This window comes from Halobacillus hunanensis, from assembly GCF_900166655.1.
In the GTDB taxonomy this organism is placed as follows: domain Bacteria; phylum Bacillota; class Bacilli; order Bacillales; family Halobacillaceae; genus Halobacillus_A; species Halobacillus_A hunanensis.
Genome location: NZ_FVZB01000005.1, coordinates 775,466 through 797,506, shown reverse-complemented (window position 1 = coordinate 797,506; position 22,041 = coordinate 775,466). Strand labels below are relative to the sequence as shown.

Below are 22,041 nucleotides of genomic sequence, written 5' to 3'. Positions count from 1 at the left end.
TACTATGATCATACCATAACGGCAATTACTATAGAAAACATTTCACTTTGGCATTCAACACTATTTAATAACTGCTCTGAGTGACACATTCATGTAATTTATTTAACAAACCACTAGACATCTCCACTAACCAATCCACCGCTGCACCACATATAATAATAGATCACATAATGAAAGGATGAGGGGAGAATGCCTTGTTTCCCTGGTTATCGATATTGCGGTCCATGGTGCAGCGGCCCAGGGGCTCCTGTAAATCAGTTAGATGCTTTATGTATGGAACATGACGCTTGCTACCGAAAATTCGGTTCAAAAAGAATGTGCGATAAAATGTTTTTAGAGCGGCTCAGACCATGGATGCATCACCCCGGAAGAATAGGAAGGGATGCACGATTAATGGAGATGGCCATGAGATTTAAAACGATGTGGTGACAAACTCAACATGATATAATGCTTAATAGGAAGGAGATTCATAGCAGTGAAGCATTCTAAACATAATTTTACCAAGACCGTTTATGAACTTATCATGGTACTACTTGCTACACTGTCTGTCTCAACCATTTGGCAGCAAACGCCTTACGACAGTTTAATCGTATGGGTGACGTGGAGTATATTCTTCGTCGATTTTCTCTACAGGCTCTTTACCAGTGATCATAAATGGTCATTCATTAAAAAGAATCCATTTATTGTGATAGCTGCCATCCCTTTAGATGCAGTTTTTCAATTTGCCAGGGTAGCTCGAATCCTCCATTTATTCAGGCTTAAATCGATCACAAAATACTATACAAAGCCATTTATACGATTTCTAAAGAATCAGCGTTTTTTTTCCGTGGCAATCATCACGTCCCTCTTTATTTTATTTCTCATTATTCCATTGACTATCATGGAGGATAAACTGACCAGCTATACCGATGCATTCATAAGCACTCTTACCGCGCTTATCTTTTTCGGCAAAGCTGGGTTTGAGCCAGAGACGATAATGGGACATGTCATTATCGTCATTGTTACAATAGTCGGTGTCATTATTCATGGACTAATCCTTAGTACAGCTGTTGACTACGTAATACGCCTCCCTTTTGTAAAAAAATATAAAAATCGTTTCAGCAACAAAAAAGACCCAGAAGAATTAAGGAAAGGGTCATAAACAGATCGACTGTTCGGGATCAAGAGCAGCCGATCTTTTTTTATAATATGTGGTTTAATCATAAGCAATATTAGGGTACATAGTTGACATGGAGGTGTAGCAAATGCCTGCACATAATAAAAAAGCTTATGATAAAGAAGATTTTAAGGAGAAACGTAAGAAAGATAAGTTAATAGATGATGACATTCCTGAAGAAGAAGTCAAACAGAATGAACGTGATGAAAAACACGGCGATCATTCCAAAAATAATTCTTCCTCTGAGGAAAGATATAATGAAGATTTATAAACGATATTGGTAATTCAAGGGAGTGACCCGTATGACTGATTTTAAAGCCTTTTATATTGACCAGTCAGATGGAAAGACGAATGCAGGCATAAAGACGATTTCTATTGACACTCTACCCTCAAGTGAGGTTTTGATTAAAGTTCATTATTCAAGTGTAAATTACAAAGATGGAATGGTCTCATCACCAGGAAACCCGATGGTAAAAGAGTACCCTATTATTCCCGGTATTGATTTAGCCGGAATTGTTGTTCACTCAAAAGATGACCGTTTCAACGAAGGAGACGCTGTCATAGCTACAAGTTATGAGATCGGCGTTTCCCACCACGGCGGATACAGTGAATACGCCTCTATCCCCGGGGAATGGGTTATTCCACTTCCAGATGAATTAACCCTCGAAGAAGCAATGATTTATGGAACTGCGGGTTTTACTGCTGCATTGTCTATCCATAAATTAGAGAAAAACGGCCTCGCTCCAGGCGAGGAACCCGTTCTCGTTACAGGGGCTACTGGAGGCGTAGGCAGTATGGCTGTAGCTATGCTCGCTAAACGAGGCTATAAGGTAGAGGCAAGCACTGGCAGTATAGAACATAAAGATTACCTGTTTGAGCTTGGAGCGGCCACTGTCGTTTCACGAGAAGAGGTATATGACGGGAAGTTAAGAGCACTGAGCAAACAACGCTGGGTCGCAGCCGTTGACCCTGTGGGCGGTGAACCGCTCGCCTCCCTTCTCTCTCAGCTTCACTATAACGGAGCAGCAGCTGTAAGTGGACTTACAGCTGGGACAGATGTTCCGACACAGGTTTATCCTTTTATATTAAGAGGAATTAATCTTCTTGGAGTGGATTCAGTTTACTGCCCGATGGAAACGAGAAAAGAAGTATGGAACCGGCTGGCAGGTGATCTGAAAATAAGTGATTCATTCGATAGAATAAAAGAAGTAATTTCTTTGGAACAAGTTCCTGAAACTTTAACAAAGATTCTAGAGGGGAAGACACGCGGTCGCACAATTGTGAAACTAGGATAGCATCATCAAAACCGCTGTTCTAAATGCCGATATTGACAAATCACACAAACCAAACTATACTATTATATTAGTGCCTTCGCTAAAGGTAACTCGGAACAATGAAAGAGTGATGTGTATGAGACTGGCATTCTGCTATGTTTTATCACGACTTAATCACACTGGATCAGCTTCGGAGCTGTAAGGATGCAATAGAGGTAGGGATTGCGTCGTTTAAGTTGATAAAAACTACCTTGTAGAAGAACCGCGGCAATATAGGTTCATAACCACTTGCAATGGAAACGCAAGATGATCAACGAACAATTAAAATTCATTAGTCCGATGTATACAAAGAGAGAAAGCTGAACATGTTGCTTTCTTTCACTTATAAAGCGGTTCAGACTTCAGTCTGGACCGCTTTTTCCAATGTATAAGCTTATTTTTATGGACTATGTGGTACTATAACTTTATCAGTAAGCAAAGGAGAGAAGAAAATGCCTACTCATTATCTAAATCAACTCACACCTGAAGACGTGGTATATTTATTAGATCTACGCGAACTTAAAGAGTTAGTTCAAGAAATGTTAGGAAAAGCTTCTGAATTCGTTACTGTTGAAATTGATTGGGATAAAATTAATGACAAACATAATATCACCACCTTCCGGCCAATGGTCATAATGAAAGAGATGGCTAACCTTACGGAGGAAAAACGTCATACGATCTTAAATACTGGCTTCAGCCTCGGTCAACCATTTGAGAGCGGAGATTATGCCATGGAAAGAATTTTCGGTGAGAACTATACCATAATAGCTGCTACCGAAGATGAAGATGGCGATTTTTTTACTGTGGAGGTTCCATATCCTGATTTTATAAAATTTAAGCAGTAAACAATTTAAAATAAGCCCCATACTCTGACGCTTATTGACAGAGTACGGGGCTTATAAAATTACCCGTGTATTTGCTTTACTCTTCCTACTTGACCATCTTCCAAACGAACTTTTATACCATGAGGATGACTGTGTGATTTAGTCAGTAAATCTTTGACTATCCCTCGTGTTAAATTTCCAGTACGCTGGTCTTTTTTTAAGACAATATCGACTTCTAAGCCAGGTTTAATATCTTTGCGTTGTTGACCATTCATCTCTTAACCTCCATGCTATTTCTTTCCTTTATCATACCATGTTTTCTATACGTTACAGAACAAAGCTGCGAGATTTCCTGGTCTTGAATGGTTGTTTAATTGCTGTAGGAGGTCTGGTCCTGGATACTGCCATCCTGCTTATGAATGATCACACTGGTTCCTTTATTTTTTGCTACTTCCTTCGCTCGCTCCACAGCATCCTGCTTATTTTCAAATACATCAGAAGGCTGTTTAGCATCTTCGGCCTGAACAGCCCAGCCATCCTCATGCGACACAACATGCTCGCCTTTATCTAATAACTCAGGGCGACTGGAGGATTGATCATCTTTTTCCCGGTTTCGCAACTCTTTGTCGCTTTTATTGCGCATCTGTTGCTTCTCATCTTGTGAAGCGTTCTCATGCCATTCTTTGGCTTGTTCTGTCGCAATTGGAATGGCTCGCCCTTCATCATATCCTTCATCAATCATGGCATTTGCGATATCAATCGCTTTTTTTCTTACCACAGTATCTAAACTTTTAAATGAACTTGGATAATCTTTTGTATCCCAAGGCATAGCCCCACCCCTTTTGATTAGATTTATTTGTTCATTACCGCATATATTTGAAGGTTAAACCTTGTAATGCTATTTTCTCTCTTCAGTAACTTCACTCCACCATAATATTCCAAGGTTTAATAGTAAGTATTCATGGGAATCTTCCTAGGTACGACGTAAACATTTTTGAAGATGAGGGGAAATGCATGAATTATTCGAAAGATAGTATTAAACAGATCGTAAAAGATGAAAAAGTAGAATTTCTTCGCCTGGAGTTCACCGATATGTTAGGAGAAACGAAGAATGTGGAGCTGCCAGTCGAAGAAATTGATGCCGTATTAAATGATGAAGCTATGTTTGACAGCTCTTCTATTTCAGGTTTTTCTGAAATTCAAGAAAGTGATATGTATCTTGTACCAGATTTAGATACATTTAAGGTATTACCTGAAAATGTAGATGAAGATTGTATTGCTCGTTTTATTTGTGACATTTATACACCTGATGGCAACCCATTCGAAGGTGATCCAAGATATATTTTAAAGAGAGCCATGAAAGAAGCTAAGGATTTGGGTTATACAGTAAATGTAGGACCTGAACCAGAGTTCTTTCTGTTTAAGTTAAATGAAGAAGGGTATCCGATTCGAAAAATGAATGATCGGGCAGGATACTTTGATGCCTCGCCTAAAGATAAAGGAGACAAAGTGCGCCGCGATATTGCCCGTACATTAAAGAACTTCGGGTTTGAGATGGAAGCCTCTCACCACGAAGTTGCACAGGGTCAGCATGAAATTAACTTCCGTTTCGACAATATGCTAACAACGGCTGATAACATTCAAACCTTTAAAAACGTAGTAAAGGACATCGCCTCTAACCATGAGTATCATGCGACTTTTATGCCTAAACCGATTACCAAAGAAAACGGATCCGGTATGCACTGCCATCTTTCATTATTTACTAAGGGCGATAGTGCCTTTTATGATCAGTATTCTGATGATGAACTTTCGGCTACAATGAAACATTTTATGGCTGGAATCTTACACCACGCTAATGGGATCGCTGCAATTACCAATCCGAATGTAAATTCTTATAAACGTCTCGTTCCTGGTTACGAAGCACCAGTTAGTGTGGCATGGTCCCACTCTAACCGCAGCTGCATGATCCGTGTTCCTATGACCCGTGGTAAAGGCACGAGATTTGAGGTTCGTAACCCTGACCCGACAGCGAACCCCTATCTCACTCTAGCCGTACTAATCAAAGCAGGGCTTGAAGGTATTCGCAACGAACTGGATGCGGGGGAAGCTGAAACCCGTAATCTTTATGAAGTCACTGACAATAGTGTTCCAACTTTACCAACGAATTTAAAAGAAGCTCTGAAAGCATTGAGGAATGATGAAGTCTTGATGGATGCGTTAGGAGACCATACCTCAAAAATCTACCTTGAAGAGAAGGAGCAAGAGTGGAACACGTACTCTCTGCAAGTCAGTCAGTGGGAAATTGATCATTACATGAATAAATAATTTATAGCACAGTCTTAGGCTGGCACAAGACTGAATTAAGCACAAATAATCCGAACATTTAGTTCGGATTATTTGTGTGTCAAGAAAGGATTTCTCCCATAGCTTCGGCAAAACACTTCGCTTTCCGTGGGCAAGCAAAGAACGCTTTTCCTCCGGGATCTTCGACTCGCGCTGTTCTCACAGGGAGTCTGCGTATTTTGACTACGCTTATGATCTGCGTTTATACTGTTCAACTTTAAATAGTTCGTCTTTTCATTTTTAAGAAGTTTAGTTACGTTATAAAGCTTTGAACGAAGAAACCTTGTTCATAAATATACTTAAATTGGTGGTGTTTTAAATTCAATAGAGGAACTATGGCTTCAAAATCAGTTTTCCTTTCGTCTTTCTAGTTTGCATTGATTCATGTACTTGTGCCGCATCTTTTAACTGATAGACTCCTCCAATTGTCAATTTCAGCTTACCACTTTGGACCAACTTCAACAGCTCCTGCAGACTTTGCTCAAATAAAATCGGCTTCTTCATAATTTCAGGCAAAAAGAAACCGATAATGGATAAATTACGATTCATCAGTCCTGAAGGATACATCTCAGCTGGTCGACCACTGGCAGCCCCATACACGACAATTCGCCCAAATGACCGCATACACCGGATGGTTTCATGGAATATGTCTCCTCCAACCATTTCAAGGGCGATATCAACCCCTTCTCCTTCTGTTACTCTCATAACTTCTTCTCGCCAATCATCCTTAGTGTAATCCACTGTGTGATCGGCCCCTAGATCACGGGCTGCAGTTCGTTTTTCTTCTGTACTAGCTGTCGCAATAATTTTTCCGGCACCAAAGTGCTTGGAAAGCTGAATGGCTAATGATCCAACTCCCCCAGCTCCCGCATGAACGAGCACTGTTTCACCTTTTTCTATACGCCCCATGGTGGTTAACAGATGATAAGCGGTTAGTCCTTGAAGCGGTAGGGAGACGGCAATTTCATCAGTTAAGTCCTCAGGTATAGGAATTAACGCAGCTGCTTTCGTTACTACATATTCTGAATAGCCACCTGACCCGATGAGTGTGACAATCCGATCACCGACCTTATAGCCATCAACACCTTGCCCAATCTCTTCAATAATTCCCGCAACTTCTGCGCCCGGTATAAAGGGGAGTGGTGTAGGGACAACGTATGCCCCTTCCCTCCTTGCGATATCTGCATAGTTCACACCGATCGCTGTTACTGCAATCAGTACTTCACCTGCCTCTGGTTTCGGCTTCTCTCTCTCTGCAGGGCGTAAAGCTTCTGGTCCTCCATATTCTTCAAACTGAATAACCTTCACGTGTACATCTCCTCACTTTCCTGCAAAAACAGGCTTACGTTTATCTTTAAAGGCTTGGATTCCCTCTTTATGATCATTTGTTTGTGCCATCATTGTTTGTACTAACCGCTCTTGTTCAAGGATAGTGGCTAAATCAGATTGGTCTGACTGATCGACAAGCTTTTTCATCATTCCGAGAGCCTGAACAGGTCCCTTCGCCAGGCTAAGGGCATAATCCATAGCCCCTTCCTCCAGATCTGAAAGCGGAAATACACGATTAACCAGTCCCCACTTCAATGCCGTTTCAGCCGGCACTGGTTCTGCTTTAAATAAAAGCTCCTTCGCTCGATATGGACCTAGAATCTTCGCTAAGAAATAATGGCCGCCCCCATCAGACACAAGGCCAACCTGTGCAAAGCTTAACACGAACTTACTTTCTTCTGCTGCGATGATTTGATCACAGGCAAGAGCTAAATTGAACCCGGCTCCTGCAGCGTAGCCGTGAACGACAGCTACTACTGGTTTTGCAAGGTCTTTAATCATCAGAATTAACTTGTTTAAAGCTCCTAAATGCTCGTACATTTCTTTAGCTGTCGCCTTCCCCATATTTTTCACATCGCCACCAGCTGAAAAGGACCTTCCAGCCCCAGACAGGACGATTACTTTGATGTCCTCATTACGTTCCGCTTCATGCAACGCGTCTTGTAATCCCGCAACCATTTGATCCGAAAAGGCATTCAAACTATCGGGTCTGTTTAATACACAGGAAAGCACAGGTCCATTCAATGACACACTCAAATGTTCATTACTAAGATTTATCATAACTACCAGCTCCCTATTAAAAGTTAGATGATCTCTTGTTTCTCGTTCAAAACAACCCGATCACTTATGAGCTATATTTCCCGGGAAATTATTGTCGAGCCATGTCAGTGATCTAGATTATTCGAATACTTTTTTATTTGTCCGCTCTCCGGTTCATATTTAGCGATCGTTTCAAACAGTCCTTCCTGTGCTGCAAATTCAATTTCTTCTTCGTCCATGCCCATTCCCACAAGTAATTTGCCAATTCTAGAAGTGCGTAGTAACTTAAAGGCACTGTGACCGCTTCCTTGATAAAAGTGTAGAGCAGTCCGTGCGGCATCAGAAAGATTAAAATCTCCTTCTTTCATTAGGAAAGATACTAAACTGCCTGCGCCATAAAAATCCTCCATTGTATAATGGCCGCTCGTCCCTGAACAGACGAGAACGATCGTATCGTTCGGATGCTTGTCAGCTAAGTGATGCGCCATAGCTGGGTTATTTAATAGGGATGAAGCATATAAAGCATCAGCTTGGCTGGAGCGGTTTAGTGCTACGGTCCCATTCGTTGTCGACAACACTACATGCTTTCCGGTTACGAGTGGCTGCAAGTGGCTTCGTAATGGGGGCTCAAAGCCTTTAATTGTCCTTCCTTTGTCTTCCCCTGCTAACACATAAGGTTCGTGGATTGATTTTGCTTTTTCCCGGGCTTGTGCCTGGTCGTATACGGCAATAACCGAAGACGCTCCGTCAGCAAGTGCAGCTATGATGGTTGATGTGGCAAATAATACATCAAATACAACTGCAACTTTATCTTTCATCAAGTCGGGCTGAATATCTTCTTTTTTAAAAATGACTTGAATGTCACTCATTTCACAACCCGGCCGTTTCTTCTGCGTGTTTAATTAAGTTATTTACAAATACGTTCATACGGGAAAACCTTGGATCATCGGTTTGACCTTTCTTATAGCGATAATAAATTTGTTGAATGATTCCAGCCAGTTTAAAGTAGGCAAATGTAACATATACGTTTATATTACTTAAGTTACGGCCACTCTTTTCTGCATATCTAGCAATAAATTCATCGCGGGTGTAAAAGCCTTCGTTTACTGTAAGCGGCGACTTGCCTAGACCCGTTTTTAAAAGCTCTGGGTCCTCCGCTTCGATCCAATAACTCATCGCTGCCCCAAGATCCGCAAGCGGGTCGCCAACCGTGGTCATTTCCCAATCGAATAACCCTACCATATTCGCTTCCTCATCAAACAGTGCATTGTTTAATTTGTAATCATAATGAATAATGGAGGCCTCGTCTGAATCTGGAATATGTTCCACGAGCCAATTTTTTAATCGCTCGCCTGACACAACATCATCCGTTCTCGCCTTCTCATATCGCTTAATCCAACCGTGGATCTGGCGTTCCATAAATCCATCAGGTTTCACCATATCCCTAAGTTTAGTAGCTTTGTAATCAATTGAATGAAGTTCTGCTAATCGATCCACCATAGTTTCAGAGAGTTTACGGCCGAACTCGGGAGTGGGGGGCATCCCTTTGGGAAATTCCGTGTCAAAAACGAGTCCATGACGACGCTCCATCACAAAAAAGGGCCGGCCTAAGAGTTCACCCGATTCAAAAGCAAGCGGTTTTGGTGCCAGAGGAAAAACCGGATGAATAGCTTGTAACACACGGTACTCACGTTCCATATCATGGGCTTTAGGAGCAACTGGCCCCATAGGCGGTCTGCGTAACACGGCCTCCCAATCACCTATTGTAAGTTCATACGTTAAATTCGAATGTCCTGCCCCAAATTGCCGCACTTCTAATTTTTCATCTGGAAGGCCACGAAGCTTTTCGCGCAAAAAGGTCTCTATCCCCTGCTCATCAATTTCTTCGCCTTTACGAACCTTCTGGGTATCAACTGTATAGGCCAATACACGTCCCTCCTAGTTTGCTGCCATTTGATAAGCTGCCAACTGTTTCTTCATGTCTTCTGATAACGGATCACTTTGCTGCGAATCGAAATCGAACTGCACAATTACACTTGATCCCTTCGCTACAATTTCTCCTGATTCTTTCTCATATATTTCCTGGTCCAAATGAAAACTTGAATGACCAATTTTAGCTACGCCACTTTTAATGACCAGCTTTTGTTTAAAATAAACCTGCTTTAAAAAGTCGCATTTAATAGAAGCAAGAATGAAATTCCAATCTTCTTTTACTACCTCTACATCTTCAAAAAAACGTATTCTGGCATCCTCTAAATAAACAAAAAAGTTATTATTATTTACGTGTCCCAGTAGATCTGTTTCGCAAAACCGTACCCCTACTTCTACCTCATGCATGAATCATTTTCCTCCTCTAGTTGTTCACTTTATGACTATAAGTATAGAAACCTTTACCCGTTTTCCGGCCAAATTCACCGGATTCTACTTTTTCAATAAGAGTCCTTGATGGTTGATCATTTGGATCACCGGATTCTGCATACCGCTGCTGCATAACGTAATATCCAACATCGATTCCTGAGAGATCCATCAGTTCAAACGGTCCGACAGGATGACCTAACGCTTTACGAGTAATTTTGTCTATATCCTTGAAGTCAGCATATCCTTCTTCGTACAAGGCCATTGCTTCCTTCTGGATCGCAAACAGAATCCGATTCGCAACAAACCCAGATATCTCTTTTTGCAAAAGGACGGCTGTACGATTCATCTGGTCACAGACATTCATTGCAAGTTGGGTCGTTTCGTCTGAAGTATGGTCACCCTTGACAACTTCTACGCAATCCATCACGAGTGGCGGAAAAAAGAAATGCATATTGCACACTTTCTCCGGCCTCGATGTCGCATCAGCAATCAATGAGCTTACGATCGTAGATGAATTGGTCGCAAACACCGCATGCTTTGGAGCAACTTCATCCAACTCAGTAAGGACTTTACGCTTTACTTCAAGTTTCTCTACAACAGCCTCAATAATAAAGTCTGCATCGCTCGCTGCTTCTCGTAAGTCCGTAGTAAACATAAGACGCCCAAAAGCATCGTCACGCGCTTCTGCGGTAATCTTCTGTTTGCGCACCCATTTGTCCATAATCTTCGTTAATTTCGTCTTTGCTTCGTCAAGTGAATCCAGATTTACATCTTGTACATTCGTTTGCAAGCCTGCGAGTGCACTGAGCATTGCAATTTGGTGACCCATTGAACCCGCTCCAATTACTGCTACCTGTTCAATCGTCATACGGCTCCTCCCCTATTGCTTATAGATTTTGTAAAATAAGACATTCATCACAGCTTTTCACCTAACATACTTACCAGTTGGTATGTAAACCCATTTTATATCGACTATTCTGAAAATTCAAGTCAGATAATGAATATTCATTCATTTAAATTCAATTCATTCAAAATAAAATAAAAAAAAAAGTCTGCCATCATCAGCAGACTTAAACATGTTATGTCGACGAGGGACGCAAGTAGGTTCTTTTGCCCCACAAAACACCAGGAATGACAAGAACAGCAAGCGAAATAACGCCTACCCAGCCCCACCTGCTCCATAAGAAACCTGTGATCGTACCGCCGCCTGATACGCCCACATAATAACTAACAAGGTAGAGACTTGAAGCCCCTCCTTTGTGATGGGTGGCTTGTTGATTGACCAGCCACGCCATCATCGAATGGATGACAAAGAATCCTAAACACATAAGAATCAGACCTGTGTACACAAGCGATGCCATTGGTAATGTCGTGACAGCAATCCCAGTCAGCATAACTGTTGCACTTATTATGATAATTTTGCTTAAATCAAAGGTAAGCGACAACTTACTGGCAAGTGGTGAACCGACCAACCCCATGCCATAGGCAAAATAAGCTAACGTAATCGTTCCAATCGATAAATAATAAGGGGCCTCCATTAAATAGAAGGGCAAATAAGTCCAAACCCCTGTAAATGCCAGTTGAATCACAATCCCCATATAAAAAGCTGGAATGAGATTTTTATTTTTCAAATGGACAAACATCATAGCCAAGTCTTTTTTCACTGGAAGGCTACTTGCCACAAAGTTTTGAGATTTAGGAAGTAAGAAAACAAATAATAGGAAAAAAACCGTTTCGATCCCAAATAACAACCAGATGGCGCTCTGCCAGGACATTTGCTCAGTCAGGTAACCAACGAATACTCTGCCAAACATACCACCAACAGCATTACTGGCGATGTAAAAAGAGATGCCAATCCGTACACTACGCTGTTCAAATTCCTCTCCAATATAAGCAATGGCTGCAGCAGGCAGTCCGGCTGCGAAAAAGCCCTGAATAAACCTTAAAACCAATATATTCGTAAAGGACTCTAGAAAAGGAATAATCAATAATGGAATGATAGAGAGCAGAATTGTTCCTTTCATTAAGGCGACTCTTCCCCATCTATCCGACATCAATCCGAAAAATAACAAACCTAAAATAAGGGAGAAAATCGTTAAGGACAGCATTAAACTAGATACCGTCGGGGTTACTCCGAACTCACGAGCAAATTGTGGCAAAATCGGCTGCACCATATAAATATTTGAAAAGGTCATAAACGAGGCGACTGTCAACGCCACGATGGCCATCCAAAAAGGTTTGTCTTTTGATGTATATCCTGATTGGCCTGTCATATCTTCCGTTTGGCCCATATGAATCACTTCCTATCGCCTCGATGTAAAAACATAAAAAAATAACTCCCTGAATTTAAGAGACAGGAGTTTATTTTTCAGATAAAAATCTCACCCTGGTGGAATGTAAACCAGGAACTGAAACCTTGTCGTATATTATAACTCATTCTTGATCATACATAAAAAAGGCTGTTTCAAATGGAGCATAGCCCCAATTTGAAACAGCTTGTTATATAGCCAGTAACTCTTTTTGGGAAAGTTCCTCTCTAGTAAATTACTTACTCTCCGTTAATGTTGGAGCACCCTCTCGTACAGCGATAAATTCAGGACGTTTTTTTCCTCCTGAATAAGGCTCCACTAGCTGATTTTCCACACTATTAAAAACCATGAACAGATTATTACGGCTGTACGGTGTAATATTACCGTTTGACCCATGCATGGTATTGCTTTCGAATAAAGTAATTGAACCAGCTTTTCCGGTCGGCACGGAAATGCCGCCGCCATGATCAGCTAACCAGCTTAAATTCTCATGATCCGGGACTCCAAGCTTCTGCTTCTGCAGTGACTCTTTATAGTTATCATCAGGCGTTTCCCCTACACAGCTGACATAGTAGTTATGGGACCCTGGTATAAGCATCAATGGCCCGTTAAACGTGTAATTATCAGATAAGGCGATAGACAAACTAACCGCTCTCATCCTCGGCATACCATCTTCCACATGCCATGTTTCAAAATCAGAATGCCAGTCAAATTCTTTTCCGGTAAAACCAGGTTTGTAATTAATACGGGACTGATGGATATAGACATCACTTCCAAGGAGATGGTTGACGATATCAAGTAAACGCTGATCATTGGCCACTTTTTTAAAATAGTCGTCATCCTGATGCACATGGAAGATCGACCTGATTTCGTCACTTTGCGGCTCCCGAACTACCTTGTTGGAAGTAACGTCTTTACTGGAATCCTGCAGTTCAAAAATGCCCTTTTGCATTTGAGAAACCTCTTGCTCAGTGAAGAAATTTTCGATCTGTAAAAAACCATTTTCCTCATAGAAATTAAGTTGTTCTCTGGTAATAGGTGCCTGACCGTCTTTTGATCGATCCGTATAAATCACAGGGTCTTTCCGCTTAAAAATCTCCGGCTTATGATTTTGTCTAGAAGGGTATAAATCTTTCATCAAAAAACACTTCCTTATCAAAAAAATTTATTCTTCGAAGCCGTGTTCCTAGTTGCTGCTATTACTGACTTCCCCTCAAGGAACTTTCCCACGTACGGGATTCATACCCACTCTAAAAATTGATAAACACCATTATTCACGAATCCTGTGATAAAAGTAGAATAACTTAAAAAGACTCAAAAAAAAGCAGCAAAAAAGTGCTAAATGTAATAGAAAATCACTGGGGAATGCTCAATTGATCTCACGCTGCTTTATTGCTTACTAGTTAGACCGCGCTTTCTCGCTACAATAAAACAGCTTTCTTTAGCGCTTATTCAGATAAAAACCGCTACCCATGGCAGAAGATTTTCCCCTCGCTCCCTTCATCATCTAGAACAAGATAAACTAGATCCATATCCAGCATTCAAAAATATGTCCTAAGAGCGATATTTAACCCTGACGTTGTACAATGGAGTACACCAATGTGTCTTTCTCATTAAAATTAACAGTTCTTTCATAAGAAAGACCTGTTTTACGTGCAACAAAAATGGATGCGGGGTGATCGGGATTAATCAAAGAAATTAACTTGTCAGAGTGAAGCTCGTACAATCCATAGTTTTTAAACAAGATCGAAGCCTCCTTAGCAAAGCCATTGCCCCAATAGCTTGGGTGCAGCCAATAGCCGATTTCCAATTGATTTTTCCCGTCTATCTCTTGATTTACTAAACCTGCATGGCCGATTAATTGATGGTTAGACTTAAGAGCCATTGCGTACAATCCTGTTCCCTCCTTGTACTGTGGGAAAAGCCAATTTTCCATACTGCTTTTGGCTTCCTGATAGGTTTTTGTTTTACCCCTTCCGATATAGTGGACTACCTTAGGGTCACCCCATAAAGAAGCGTAGAAGTCAAGGTCTTCCATCGTATAGGGTCTGAAGATCAGTCGTTCACTTTTTAACATGTAAACTACCTCACTTTCCAAAAGTTTTTCACGAAGTAATCGCAATCACGATCATTTATATTAGGACAAACAAGATAATGATATCAAAGTTTCGCAAGTATATAAGAAGGGAACGAGGTGAGAAAAGGAAGAGAGGAGATCAAAAAATGACAGACCCATTGAGATTTCAAAAATTCGGATTTATCAAGATCAACCGCCGAATCGCCGTGCTTATATCGGCAACTTTGAAGAACCTTTTCATTATGGAATTCATGGTGGAGTGAAGGATTTTTACAAAAAGGAACCAGAAACTGAACATCCATCAACTCTTGACCATATTGTTGCAGCGGCTGCTGGCTGAATGATCGGGACACTTTCTGGCGCGCTGGAGGCGCGCAGCATACCAACGTATCCTGATAAACTGAAAGCAGATGCTGAAGGCACCATTGAGGCTCCTGAAGGTGTCATGAAAATTACACACATTCAAATTCATTTTTACGTAGAGATCCCAACAGGCAAACGGACTGAAGCCGAACGCGCCCTAAATGTGTTTGAACGCAACTGTCCAGTGGCGCAAACATTAAAGGGCAGTGTCCAAATTGATTACGATTGGGAGCTCGAAGAACTTGAAGCTTAAAATAAAATAATAAGCCTGGTAACACAGGGATATGGTTAAATACACCATATCCCTATCAGCTGTATCAATACCTCCCGTTTTGCTCATCATACAAAACAAGGAGGTGTGATACATGGCACAGGATGTTCTTTGTGAAGTGAATAACTGTAAATATTGGGCTTCAGGTAACAAGTGTAACGCAGATTCTATTTATGTAGTCAGTCACAAAGGTAAACATGCTCATCATAGTGAAGAAACAGATTGTAAAACATTTAAGCCAACCTCTTAACTATTTGAACGTTAATTTTCAGAACAGGCGACATCAGTTTCATACTGATGCCGCTTGTCCATTATGCAGTACTTCTCCAAAGAGTACCACCGTATTCTTAATTAATCTAGATGTCCATTAAAAAACCGCCTCCCCTTTATAGAGAAGCGGCGCATACTTTATTCTAAACGGTACGACCTACATACTCATCTAGATCGATCTTAGATTTTTCTGCTAAAGTTTTGCCAAGGGACTCGTCAGCATGGTAAAAGTTAGCAATCGCCCGCCCAACAATATTACGATCTTTAATTTGGTCAAAGTCACCAAGTAAGTTCCGGATTAATGCATCTTTCTTATCCTGATCATAACTTCGATAAATTCGACCAGCTTGACCATAATAATTTGGTTTATCAATGATGGAACGTTCAATTTCTCCACTTAACGGCTGAGCAGGTTCTTCATAACCGTCAACTGGTTGCGGCTCACCTTCCCGGCTGTTCGGTTCATAATTGGTATGGCTAATACCGGTGTTTTGAGCCATGAACCCTTCTTGCTGATTGTTACTTACACCCTTTTTCGGTCGATTGATAGGCAGCTGTAAATAATTTGGCCCGACACGATGGCGCTGTGTATCTGAATATGAGAATAAACGCCCCTGGAGCAATTGATCCTCAGATGGCATCATTCCGGGTACCAACACGCCTGGATTAAAGCCAACTTGTTCCGTTTCTTCAAAGAAGTTATCTACATTTTTGTTTAATGTCATCGTCCCGACAAACTCCCACGGCACGTCCTCTTCTAACCAATCTTTTGTAGCATCTAAAGGATTAAAGTCGAAGTCATCCAATTCATCAGGACGTAGCACTTGCACATACAGATCCCACTCAGGATAATCCCCAGACTCAATTGCATTATATAAGTCTACAGTTGCATGGTTGAAGTCTTTCCCTTGAACTTCCTGAGCCGCATCGGGAGTTAAGTTTTTAATACCCTGCTTTGTAACCCAGCGAAGTTTAATATAGAATGTTTCACCGTGTTCATTGTACCATTTAAACGAGTGGACACTGGAACCACGCATATTGCGATAGGTTGCCGGAATTCCTTCATCTGTAAACAAGTGAATCATCATGTTCGTTGATTCCGGGGACAGAGACATGAAGTCCCAGTAACGAGCCGGATCTTGAACATTTGTCACAGGATTCGGTTTTAGGGAATGAATGACATCAGGGAACTTTATAGCATCACGAATGAAAAAGATTGGCAATGTGTTGCCTACAAAGTCATAATTCCCTTCATCTGTATAAAATTTAACCGAGAAACCGCGGGGATCTCGTGCTGTTTCTGGAGAATGTTTTCCGTGTATAACAGTTGAAAAACGAGTGAACACAGGTGTTTCTTTCCCTTCTTCCTGCAAGAAATCGGCTGTTGTATATTTTTTCATGCTGTTCTTAGTAGTAAAAACACCGTGCGCGCCTGCACCTCGAGCATGCACGACCCGTTCAGGAATACGCTCACGATCAAAATGAGCGATCTTCTCGATCATTTGATAATCTTCCATTAATATAGGACCATTTCTACCTGCTGTTTTGGAATTTTGGTTGTCAGAAATCGGTACACCTTGATTCGTCGTCATGCGTTTACGATCATTTTTGTCAGACATAATACCCTCTCTTTCCAAATAAGTAGTGGTGTGAACTCAAGAAAGTTCTCACTTCCTCGCCTTCACTCTACCTATCTACCCTTGAGATAAAAGGTACAAACTTGTTTTTAATGATTATTATCTAAAAATTTATAAAAAAATTGCAGAATTCAGTCAGGTTCTATCAGAGCTAAGGGTCTTTTCTATCATTCGTTCCAAAAAAGCGATAACATCTTTATTTTTAGTTGCTGCCAACTCATCAGATATCCACTTAAACTCATGAGCCAGTATCTTGGCAGCCTGAGTGGCAGCCGAGATATGACCGCTTACCGTAATATGCTGGTACACATCCTGAAGCTTCGTTACCCATTCTTCTGATAGTGAACGTTCAATCGTTTTCAAACCGAGTTGAGCACGATCAGGACAGTAATGATGAAGCAGAATCCTCGCTGCATTAACCATGACATCATTGAGCACCTTCACACACCACAGATCGTTTCCCCGGTCAGCTGATTTTTTATATTGAAGCAGGAAAAACGCAGCATCATCCACCGCATCTACAAATTCCCCTTCCGATAAACGCAAGTGCTGAGTTGGACGGAATTTCTCCATCACTCCTTCTGGATCATACAACACTTTGAAATAATCTTTATGTGAAAGTGTTTTCTCTGTCACCGTAAATAAATCCATATGCAGCAGGTTATCATATACGGCAATGATTTGCGGAGCTATAATGAAGATATCATCGTGAATGAGAATTTCCCGGTACTTCTCTAAGTGCTGCACTCTGTCCTGCAAAAATGCTTCCTCATCTCGTTCATCTACCAAACAATACAAATCTACATCAGAATGCTCATCACTCTCCCCCCGCCCCATCGATCCTTTTAAGAAAACTGCTCTGACTCGTTCATCCTTCTCTAAACTCTTTGTCACGAGCTTAACCGCTTCATCTTGTCTCATTAGATAACCCCCTTTTAAAAATTCAGATTACATTATCGTACCACTAAAGGATTTTTCTTACAATCTATCAAGGAGTGATATACTTTTGAAAAATCGAACCAAAACGATGAGTCACACTCAATTGGAAACCTTACTCAACCGCCTGCACCTAGATCATTCTAAACGAAGCCATGTCCAAGAACAGTATGTCAGACAGAAGGCCGGCCACTATGGAGAGTCCATCGCCGACCATTACCTTCAATATTTGCCTCAAAAACATTATCTCACCATTCAAGACCTCCGACTCTTCGATGGGATCCACTTTTTCCAAATCGACGCAATGGTCCTTTGCCCGGAATTCATCTTGATTCTGGAAGTGAAAAACTACAAAGGAAAGCTTATTTTTGACCTCGAACACCAGCAGCTTTTTCGCAAGTATAACGACCAAAAAGATACCTTCCCTGATCCTTTTTTACAAGTCGAACATCAGGCGATTCAGCTTCAGCGCTGGCTGGCTCAGTTTAACTTCCCTGAAATTCCTATTTGTTCTTTCATTGTGGTGGCAAGTCCGAATACTGTTATCAAAACTCACGGTCGTGACCGCCAACAATTTAACAATAGAATCGTTCGCGCCAAGAATATTTACCATTCAGTGACATCCTCTCGTCCCTGAAGGACCGAGCTTCCTGTGAAGACCTCTCTTAGAGAGGCGGTAACGGCTCACTAAGGCGGGGAGGGAATCTCGCGACAGCCTCCATGTTGTTCCATTTCTGAACCGCCTTCCAACATGACCGCTATATCCCGTGCCACTCGGGACTCCCCATGCGAAGAAAAACAGGCTTGCATGTTGGAACTAGGATTATACCTAGTGGGCACTTGGACTACCCTAAAGACCCATCTCTCGACTATTCTTTAGGACGCCGCCAAGTTCGTGCTTGTTGCGATGTTTCGACTGGCATTGAGATCGGCATGAGCTTTATGACCGCATTTCTTACATGTGAAAAAATCACGCTTTCGATTGGATCGCTCCGCATGCTTACATGCGAAGCAGGTTTGGCTTGTTTGATGCGGATCGATATCCACCACAGGAATGTTGAACGTAGCAGCTCGTTCTTTGATGCATTGCTTCAACTGATAAAACGCCCATGAATGAATCGTTTTATCTGCCCGATTCATGCTGCGACAAGTTTTTCGGATATTGTCCAGTTGTTCGAGTTTAATCATGGGTTTCTCGAATTGCTGCGCAAACGTCACAATATCCTTGGCTAGTTTTCGGTTATAGTCTTTCATCCAACGGCTTTCTTTTTGACCTACGCGTTCCATAGCACGCTGTGCCTTTTTCTTTCCTAACGAACGACGTAGGGAACGAAAGTGACGTCGTTTATAGCCGACTTCTTTTCCCGAAAAGAATTGGCGTTTGCCACTTGTCGGTTCAGACAGAACCACAAGGTGTCTCAACCCTAGATCAACACCAATAGATGTGTAATCCATTAATGGCTTCGTAACGGATGGATGGCTGTTTTCTAGGTCCAAGTCAGAACTTACTTGGATGGGAATGGCGACATACCATCGTCTTCCTTTACGAAGTAATTCTATTGTTCCTCGGAACTCTCTGGTTTTGGTTGTTAAGAATGGAAAATAGCTTTGGACATCTTTTGTTTCAACCACAGGAAGGGCTTTTTTACCTTGGTTGCTTGTGAAGGCGATATACCACCTTCCGTTTTGATCGACAGTGTTCCAATTTTGGTTATTAATCTTGATGGTAAGGGAATTTCGGAATACAGGAATTGTTTTCGCTAAGCCTTTCTTAAAATCGGAAACAGCTTTCCTCGCTCGACGGATGCCTTCGTTCCTAATGGCTGATTTTAAGGGAAAGGATATATTTTCAGACGAAAGCTTTTCGCCGTTTAGGAGGCGTTCCACACAATGATTCACGCATGAGGCATAGACAGCCTGTTCATCCATGAACTGTTTATGTTTTTTCTTCGTTACATGCTTTAGCTTTACGAGAATCGTTTTCGTGGCCATGTTTTCACCTCCCCACACCCATCATACCAAACATACGTTCGAATAAGTAGACTTAATTTTCTATTTTTTAAAAGACAGACCCTCGGCATTCATCCCCTCATTGAAATAAGGGGCGTTCTGCCGATATTCAGTAAATAAGCTCCACGCTAATTTTGAGAAGAGCATTTTGAAAATGGAACAAGTTAAGGATCTGAGAAATTGCCTGCAAAAAGGAAATACACCCTATCGAGGCAGAGCCATTTTAGAAAGATTTGATCTTTCTGTCGATGACCTGGTCATGGGTGTACAATGCGCGAAATGTCTTCAATATCCAATGGTCCGGAAACGTGATCACTGGAGTTGCTTGAGATGTGGCTTTAAATCTGGAGATGCTCATCTGGCAGCGCTTAGAGATTATCAGCTTCTAATCAGTAATGAGATTTCTAATCACGAATTTCGGAAATTTACGGGGATGAACTCGAGGAAAGTTGCCTGGAAATTGCTATCAGAAGTCTGTCTCCAACATTCTGGCCAAACAAAAGATCGAAAATATATGCTCGATTTTCTTTAGGAAACAATCTTGCTGAGAACGGGAACAATCCTGCAGTGTTAGAAGACAATCACTCCAGCTAGAGAACAATCCTACATCGTTAGAGGACAATAGCTCCAGCTAGAGAACAATCCTACATCGTTAGAGGACAATAGCTCCAGCTAGAGAACAATCCTACATCGTTAGAGGACAATCACTCCTCACTCCTCGAAAAAACATAAAAAAGGAAGGGAAACATTCGTTTCCCCTCCATTAAAATCATTTATCGAATTTGGCCGTCGCCCTTCATTAGGAATTTAACGGTTGTTAGTGCCGGTAATCCCATTGGACCACGAGCATGCAATTTTTGAGTTGAAATACCGATTTCTGCTCCAAAGCCCAAAGCACCGCCATCAGTGAAACGCGTTGATGCATTGTGGTATAAGGCTGCGGCATCAACAAGGCTTAAAAAGGTTTGAGCAGCTTTGCTATCTTCGGTTACAATTGCCTCTGAATGCTTCGTGCCATATGTCTCGATATGGGCGATTGCCTCAGTAAGATCATTAACTGATTTCACAGCAATATCTGTACTGAGATATTCGTTAGCCCAATCTTCTTCTCCTGCAAGTACAGCTCCTGGAATAACGCTCATCACGTGCTCATCCCCATGAACGGAGATACCGTTCTGTTGGAAGGCATCCACAAGAGCTTCGCTATTTTGTGCAAGCCAGTCTTTATGAACGATAACCGTTTCGGCTGCATTACATACTGCAGGGCGATCCGTTTTGGCATTCACTAAAATGTTGATCGCTTTTTCAACATTAGCTTCCTTATCGATATAAATATGGCAATTGCCGACTCCGGTTTCAAGAACTGGCACAGTGGCATTCTCAACAACGGCTTGAATCAGTTTACCACCGCCACGTGGGATTAATACATCGACGTGTTCCTTCATCGTAAAGAGCTGATTAGTTGCGGCACGGTCTGTACTGGCAATAAATTGCACAGCTTCTTTAGGAATCTTCGTCTCAGAAAGTCCCTTATGAATAACATCTACAATCGCCTGGTTAGAATTGATGGCCGAAGATCCGCCTTTAAGAATAATAGCATTGCCGGACTTAAGTGCAAGACCAGTTGCATCAACCGTTACATTTGGGCGTGCTTCATAGATCATGCCGATAACACCAAGAGGTACCGTCACTTTTTCAACTTGGAGACCATTTTCGAGTTTCCAATCCAAAAGAATGTTACCCGTTGGATCATCAAGCTTAGCTACTTCACGCAATCCTTCAGCAAAATCCTTGACCCGTTCTTGTGATAAAGACAGACGATCCATAAAAGCATCTGAAAATCCTTTCTCACGGCCGTTCGCAAGATCCTTTTCATTGGCAGTCAAGATCGTTTCGTATTCTCTTTCCAAAACATTTGCCAGGTGGAGGAGTGCTGCATTTTTCTCTTCCGCGGAAAGTACCAATAACTTTTTAGAAGCTTTTTTGGCCTCCATTGCTTGTTCCTCAACGTTCACATTACTTTTTATTAGTGTCATCCAAGACCTCCTTGAGTTATTGTTCCCTGTTCAAAGCAGGGAAATGGTGC

Annotated in this window: 25 protein-coding genes; 10 read left to right on the top strand and 15 right to left on the bottom strand. The window is 41.6% G+C overall.

The features are described from left to right. Nucleotides 1-189: 189 nt before the first annotated feature. The 5 genes from B5354_RS20660 to B5354_RS04955 all read left to right on the top strand — a co-directional run bounded on the left by B5354_RS20660 (nucleotide 190) and on the right by B5354_RS04955 (nucleotide 3,314). Nucleotides 190-429, top strand: coding sequence for a Parvovirus coat protein VP1-like protein (locus B5354_RS20660; protein WP_079526461.1), 240 nt, complete (start codon nucleotides 190-192; stop codon nucleotides 427-429). Between the two features lie 46 nt (nucleotides 430-475). Beyond that, nucleotides 476-1,141, top strand: a complete 666-nt coding sequence (locus B5354_RS04970; RefSeq protein WP_245804707.1) for a hypothetical protein — start codon at nucleotides 476-478, stop codon at nucleotides 1,139-1,141. Nucleotides 1,142-1,244: 103 nt separating this feature from the next. After that, nucleotides 1,245-1,427: a hypothetical protein gene (locus B5354_RS04965; protein ID WP_079526459.1), complete on the top strand. Its 183-nt coding sequence runs from the start codon at nucleotides 1,245-1,247 to the stop codon at nucleotides 1,425-1,427. A gap of 31 nt (nucleotides 1,428-1,458) precedes the next feature. Further along, nucleotides 1,459-2,451, top strand: coding sequence for an acrylyl-CoA reductase family protein (locus B5354_RS04960; RefSeq protein WP_079526457.1), 993 nt, complete (start codon nucleotides 1,459-1,461; stop codon nucleotides 2,449-2,451). A gap of 470 nt (nucleotides 2,452-2,921) precedes the next feature. Beyond that, complete coding sequence (locus B5354_RS04955; RefSeq protein ID WP_079526455.1) at nucleotides 2,922-3,314, top strand: hypothetical protein; 393 nt, start codon at nucleotides 2,922-2,924, stop codon at nucleotides 3,312-3,314. A 59-nt stretch (nucleotides 3,315-3,373) separates the two neighbouring features. Here the strand turns inward: B5354_RS04955 and B5354_RS04950 are convergent, their stop codons facing one another. Then, on the bottom strand, nucleotides 3,374-3,568 hold the full coding sequence (locus B5354_RS04950) for a YwbE family protein (RefSeq protein ID WP_079526453.1): 195 nt from the start codon (nucleotides 3,566-3,568) through the stop codon (nucleotides 3,374-3,376). 95 nt (nucleotides 3,569-3,663) lie between these two features. Further along, nucleotides 3,664-4,122 (bottom strand): DUF2188 domain-containing protein, encoded by a 459-nt coding sequence (locus tag B5354_RS04945; RefSeq protein ID WP_079526451.1) that lies wholly within the window; start codon nucleotides 4,120-4,122, stop codon nucleotides 3,664-3,666. Between the two features lie 185 nt (nucleotides 4,123-4,307). Between B5354_RS04945 and glnA the strand changes: the two genes are divergently transcribed. Then, nucleotides 4,308-5,618, top strand: a complete 1,311-nt coding sequence (glnA, locus tag B5354_RS04940) for a type I glutamate--ammonia ligase (protein ID WP_079526449.1) — start codon at nucleotides 4,308-4,310, stop codon at nucleotides 5,616-5,618. Nucleotides 5,619-5,969: 351 nt separating this feature from the next. Here the strand turns inward: glnA and B5354_RS04935 are convergent, their stop codons facing one another. The 9 genes from B5354_RS04935 to B5354_RS04895 all read right to left on the bottom strand — a co-directional run bounded on the left by B5354_RS04935 (nucleotide 5,970) and on the right by B5354_RS04895 (nucleotide 14,468). Further along, the gene (locus B5354_RS04935) at nucleotides 5,970-6,944 is read right to left on the bottom strand and encodes a quinone oxidoreductase family protein (protein ID WP_079526447.1); all 975 of its coding nucleotides are present in this window, start codon (nucleotides 6,942-6,944) and stop codon (nucleotides 5,970-5,972) included. Between the two features lie 12 nt (nucleotides 6,945-6,956). Next, entirely contained in the window at nucleotides 6,957-7,745 is a 789-nt protein-coding gene (locus B5354_RS04930; protein ID WP_079526445.1) for an enoyl-CoA hydratase/isomerase family protein, read from the bottom strand. A 104-nt stretch (nucleotides 7,746-7,849) separates the two neighbouring features. Beyond that, nucleotides 7,850-8,593: a 2-phosphosulfolactate phosphatase gene (locus B5354_RS04925; protein WP_079526442.1), complete on the bottom strand. Its 744-nt coding sequence runs from the start codon at nucleotides 8,591-8,593 to the stop codon at nucleotides 7,850-7,852. Between the two features lies 1 nt (nucleotide 8,594). Then, complete coding sequence (locus B5354_RS04920; RefSeq protein ID WP_079526440.1) at nucleotides 8,595-9,650, bottom strand: phosphotransferase family protein; 1,056 nt, start codon at nucleotides 9,648-9,650, stop codon at nucleotides 8,595-8,597. 12 nt (nucleotides 9,651-9,662) lie between these two features. After that, nucleotides 9,663-10,061: an acyl-CoA thioesterase gene (locus B5354_RS04915; protein ID WP_079526438.1), complete on the bottom strand. Its 399-nt coding sequence runs from the start codon at nucleotides 10,059-10,061 to the stop codon at nucleotides 9,663-9,665. A 16-nt stretch (nucleotides 10,062-10,077) separates the two neighbouring features. Continuing rightward, complete coding sequence (locus B5354_RS04910; protein ID WP_079526436.1) at nucleotides 10,078-10,950, bottom strand: 3-hydroxyacyl-CoA dehydrogenase family protein; 873 nt, start codon at nucleotides 10,948-10,950, stop codon at nucleotides 10,078-10,080. A gap of 211 nt (nucleotides 10,951-11,161) precedes the next feature. Then, entirely contained in the window at nucleotides 11,162-12,373 is a 1,212-nt protein-coding gene (locus B5354_RS04905) for an MFS transporter (protein WP_079526434.1), read from the bottom strand. A gap of 253 nt (nucleotides 12,374-12,626) precedes the next feature. Further along, nucleotides 12,627-13,529: an ectoine hydroxylase gene (thpD, locus tag B5354_RS04900; RefSeq protein WP_079526432.1), complete on the bottom strand. Its 903-nt coding sequence runs from the start codon at nucleotides 13,527-13,529 to the stop codon at nucleotides 12,627-12,629. Between the two features lie 429 nt (nucleotides 13,530-13,958). Beyond that, entirely contained in the window at nucleotides 13,959-14,468 is a 510-nt protein-coding gene (locus B5354_RS04895; protein WP_079526430.1) for a GNAT family N-acetyltransferase, read from the bottom strand. Between the two features lie 340 nt (nucleotides 14,469-14,808). Here B5354_RS04895 and B5354_RS04885 point away from each other — a divergent pair, with 340 nt between their 5' ends. Together B5354_RS04885 and B5354_RS04880 are read left to right on the top strand one after the other, a co-directional pair. Next, nucleotides 14,809-15,084 (top strand): OsmC family protein, encoded by a 276-nt coding sequence (locus tag B5354_RS04885; RefSeq protein ID WP_079526426.1) that lies wholly within the window; start codon nucleotides 14,809-14,811, stop codon nucleotides 15,082-15,084. 112 nt (nucleotides 15,085-15,196) lie between these two features. Then, entirely contained in the window at nucleotides 15,197-15,352 is a 156-nt protein-coding gene (locus B5354_RS04880; RefSeq protein WP_079526424.1) for a DUF1540 domain-containing protein, read from the top strand. A 163-nt stretch (nucleotides 15,353-15,515) separates the two neighbouring features. Here B5354_RS04880 and B5354_RS04875 read toward each other — a convergent pair whose 3' ends face one another. Further along, entirely contained in the window at nucleotides 15,516-16,991 is a 1,476-nt protein-coding gene (locus tag B5354_RS04875) for a catalase (RefSeq protein ID WP_079526422.1), read from the bottom strand. Between the two features lie 153 nt (nucleotides 16,992-17,144). After that, on the bottom strand, nucleotides 17,145-17,930 hold the full coding sequence (locus B5354_RS04870) for a nucleotidyltransferase domain-containing protein (RefSeq protein WP_079526420.1): 786 nt from the start codon (nucleotides 17,928-17,930) through the stop codon (nucleotides 17,145-17,147). A gap of 85 nt (nucleotides 17,931-18,015) precedes the next feature. On the opposite strand from B5354_RS04870, the gene B5354_RS04865 reads away from it, so the two are divergent. Next, nucleotides 18,016-18,582, top strand: a complete 567-nt coding sequence (locus B5354_RS04865) for a nuclease-related domain-containing protein (RefSeq protein ID WP_079526418.1) — start codon at nucleotides 18,016-18,018, stop codon at nucleotides 18,580-18,582. 239 nt (nucleotides 18,583-18,821) lie between these two features. On the opposite strand, the gene B5354_RS04860 is transcribed toward B5354_RS04865, so the two are convergent. Next, nucleotides 18,822-19,937 carry an RNA-guided endonuclease TnpB family protein gene (locus tag B5354_RS04860; RefSeq protein ID WP_079526416.1) on the bottom strand — a complete coding sequence of 372 codons (1,116 nt, stop codon included), beginning with the start codon at nucleotides 19,935-19,937 and terminating at the stop codon, nucleotides 18,822-18,824. A 172-nt stretch (nucleotides 19,938-20,109) separates the two neighbouring features. On the opposite strand from B5354_RS04860, the gene B5354_RS04855 reads away from it, so the two are divergent. After that, entirely contained in the window at nucleotides 20,110-20,487 is a 378-nt protein-coding gene (locus B5354_RS04855) for a hypothetical protein (RefSeq protein WP_079526414.1), read from the top strand. 241 nt (nucleotides 20,488-20,728) lie between these two features. On the opposite strand, the gene B5354_RS04850 is transcribed toward B5354_RS04855, so the two are convergent. Continuing rightward, nucleotides 20,729-21,991, bottom strand: a complete 1,263-nt coding sequence (locus tag B5354_RS04850) for a glutamate-5-semialdehyde dehydrogenase (RefSeq protein WP_079526412.1) — start codon at nucleotides 21,989-21,991, stop codon at nucleotides 20,729-20,731. Nucleotides 21,992-22,041 lie beyond the last annotated feature (50 nt).

Bases quoted from the DNA above. Each gene is read 5' to 3' on its own strand.
- B5354_RS20660 (WP_079526461.1), top strand. From the start codon at position 190: ATGCCTTGTTTCCCTGGTTATCGATATTGCGGTCCATGGTGCAGCGGC.
- B5354_RS04965 (WP_079526459.1), top strand. From the start codon at position 1,245: ATGCCTGCACATAATAAAAAAGCTTATGATAAAGAAGATTTTAAGGAG.
- B5354_RS04960 (WP_079526457.1), top strand. From the start codon at position 1,459: ATGACTGATTTTAAAGCCTTTTATATTGACCAGTCAGATGGAAAGACG.
- B5354_RS04955 (WP_079526455.1), top strand. From the start codon at position 2,922: ATGCCTACTCATTATCTAAATCAACTCACACCTGAAGACGTGGTATAT.
- B5354_RS04950 (WP_079526453.1), bottom strand. From the start codon at position 3,568: ATGAATGGTCAACAACGCAAAGATATTAAACCTGGCTTAGAAGTCGAT.
- B5354_RS04945 (WP_079526451.1), bottom strand. From the start codon at position 4,122: ATGCCTTGGGATACAAAAGATTATCCAAGTTCATTTAAAAGTTTAGAT.
- glnA (WP_079526449.1), top strand. From the start codon at position 4,308: ATGAATTATTCGAAAGATAGTATTAAACAGATCGTAAAAGATGAAAAA.
- B5354_RS04930 (WP_079526445.1), bottom strand. From the start codon at position 7,745: ATGATAAATCTTAGTAATGAACATTTGAGTGTGTCATTGAATGGACCT.
- B5354_RS04925 (WP_079526442.1), bottom strand. From the start codon at position 8,593: ATGAGTGACATTCAAGTCATTTTTAAAAAAGAAGATATTCAGCCCGAC.
- B5354_RS04915 (WP_079526438.1), bottom strand. From the start codon at position 10,061: ATGCATGAGGTAGAAGTAGGGGTACGGTTTTGCGAAACAGATCTACTG.
- B5354_RS04910 (WP_079526436.1), bottom strand. From the start codon at position 10,950: ATGACGATTGAACAGGTAGCAGTAATTGGAGCGGGTTCAATGGGTCAC.
- B5354_RS04905 (WP_079526434.1), bottom strand. From the start codon at position 12,373: ATGGGCCAAACGGAAGATATGACAGGCCAATCAGGATATACATCAAAA.
- thpD (WP_079526432.1), bottom strand. From the start codon at position 13,529: ATGAAAGATTTATACCCTTCTAGACAAAATCATAAGCCGGAGATTTTT.
- B5354_RS04895 (WP_079526430.1), bottom strand. From the start codon at position 14,468: ATGTTAAAAAGTGAACGACTGATCTTCAGACCCTATACGATGGAAGAC.
- B5354_RS04885 (WP_079526426.1), top strand. From the start codon at position 14,809: ATGATCGGGACACTTTCTGGCGCGCTGGAGGCGCGCAGCATACCAACG.
- B5354_RS04880 (WP_079526424.1), top strand. From the start codon at position 15,197: ATGGCACAGGATGTTCTTTGTGAAGTGAATAACTGTAAATATTGGGCT.
- B5354_RS04875 (WP_079526422.1), bottom strand. From the start codon at position 16,991: ATGTCTGACAAAAATGATCGTAAACGCATGACGACGAATCAAGGTGTA.
- B5354_RS04870 (WP_079526420.1), bottom strand. From the start codon at position 17,930: ATGAGACAAGATGAAGCGGTTAAGCTCGTGACAAAGAGTTTAGAGAAG.
- B5354_RS04860 (WP_079526416.1), bottom strand. From the start codon at position 19,937: ATGGCCACGAAAACGATTCTCGTAAAGCTAAAGCATGTAACGAAGAAA.
- B5354_RS04855 (WP_079526414.1), top strand. From the start codon at position 20,110: ATGGAACAAGTTAAGGATCTGAGAAATTGCCTGCAAAAAGGAAATACA.
- B5354_RS04850 (WP_079526412.1), bottom strand. From the start codon at position 21,991: ATGACACTAATAAAAAGTAATGTGAACGTTGAGGAACAAGCAATGGAG.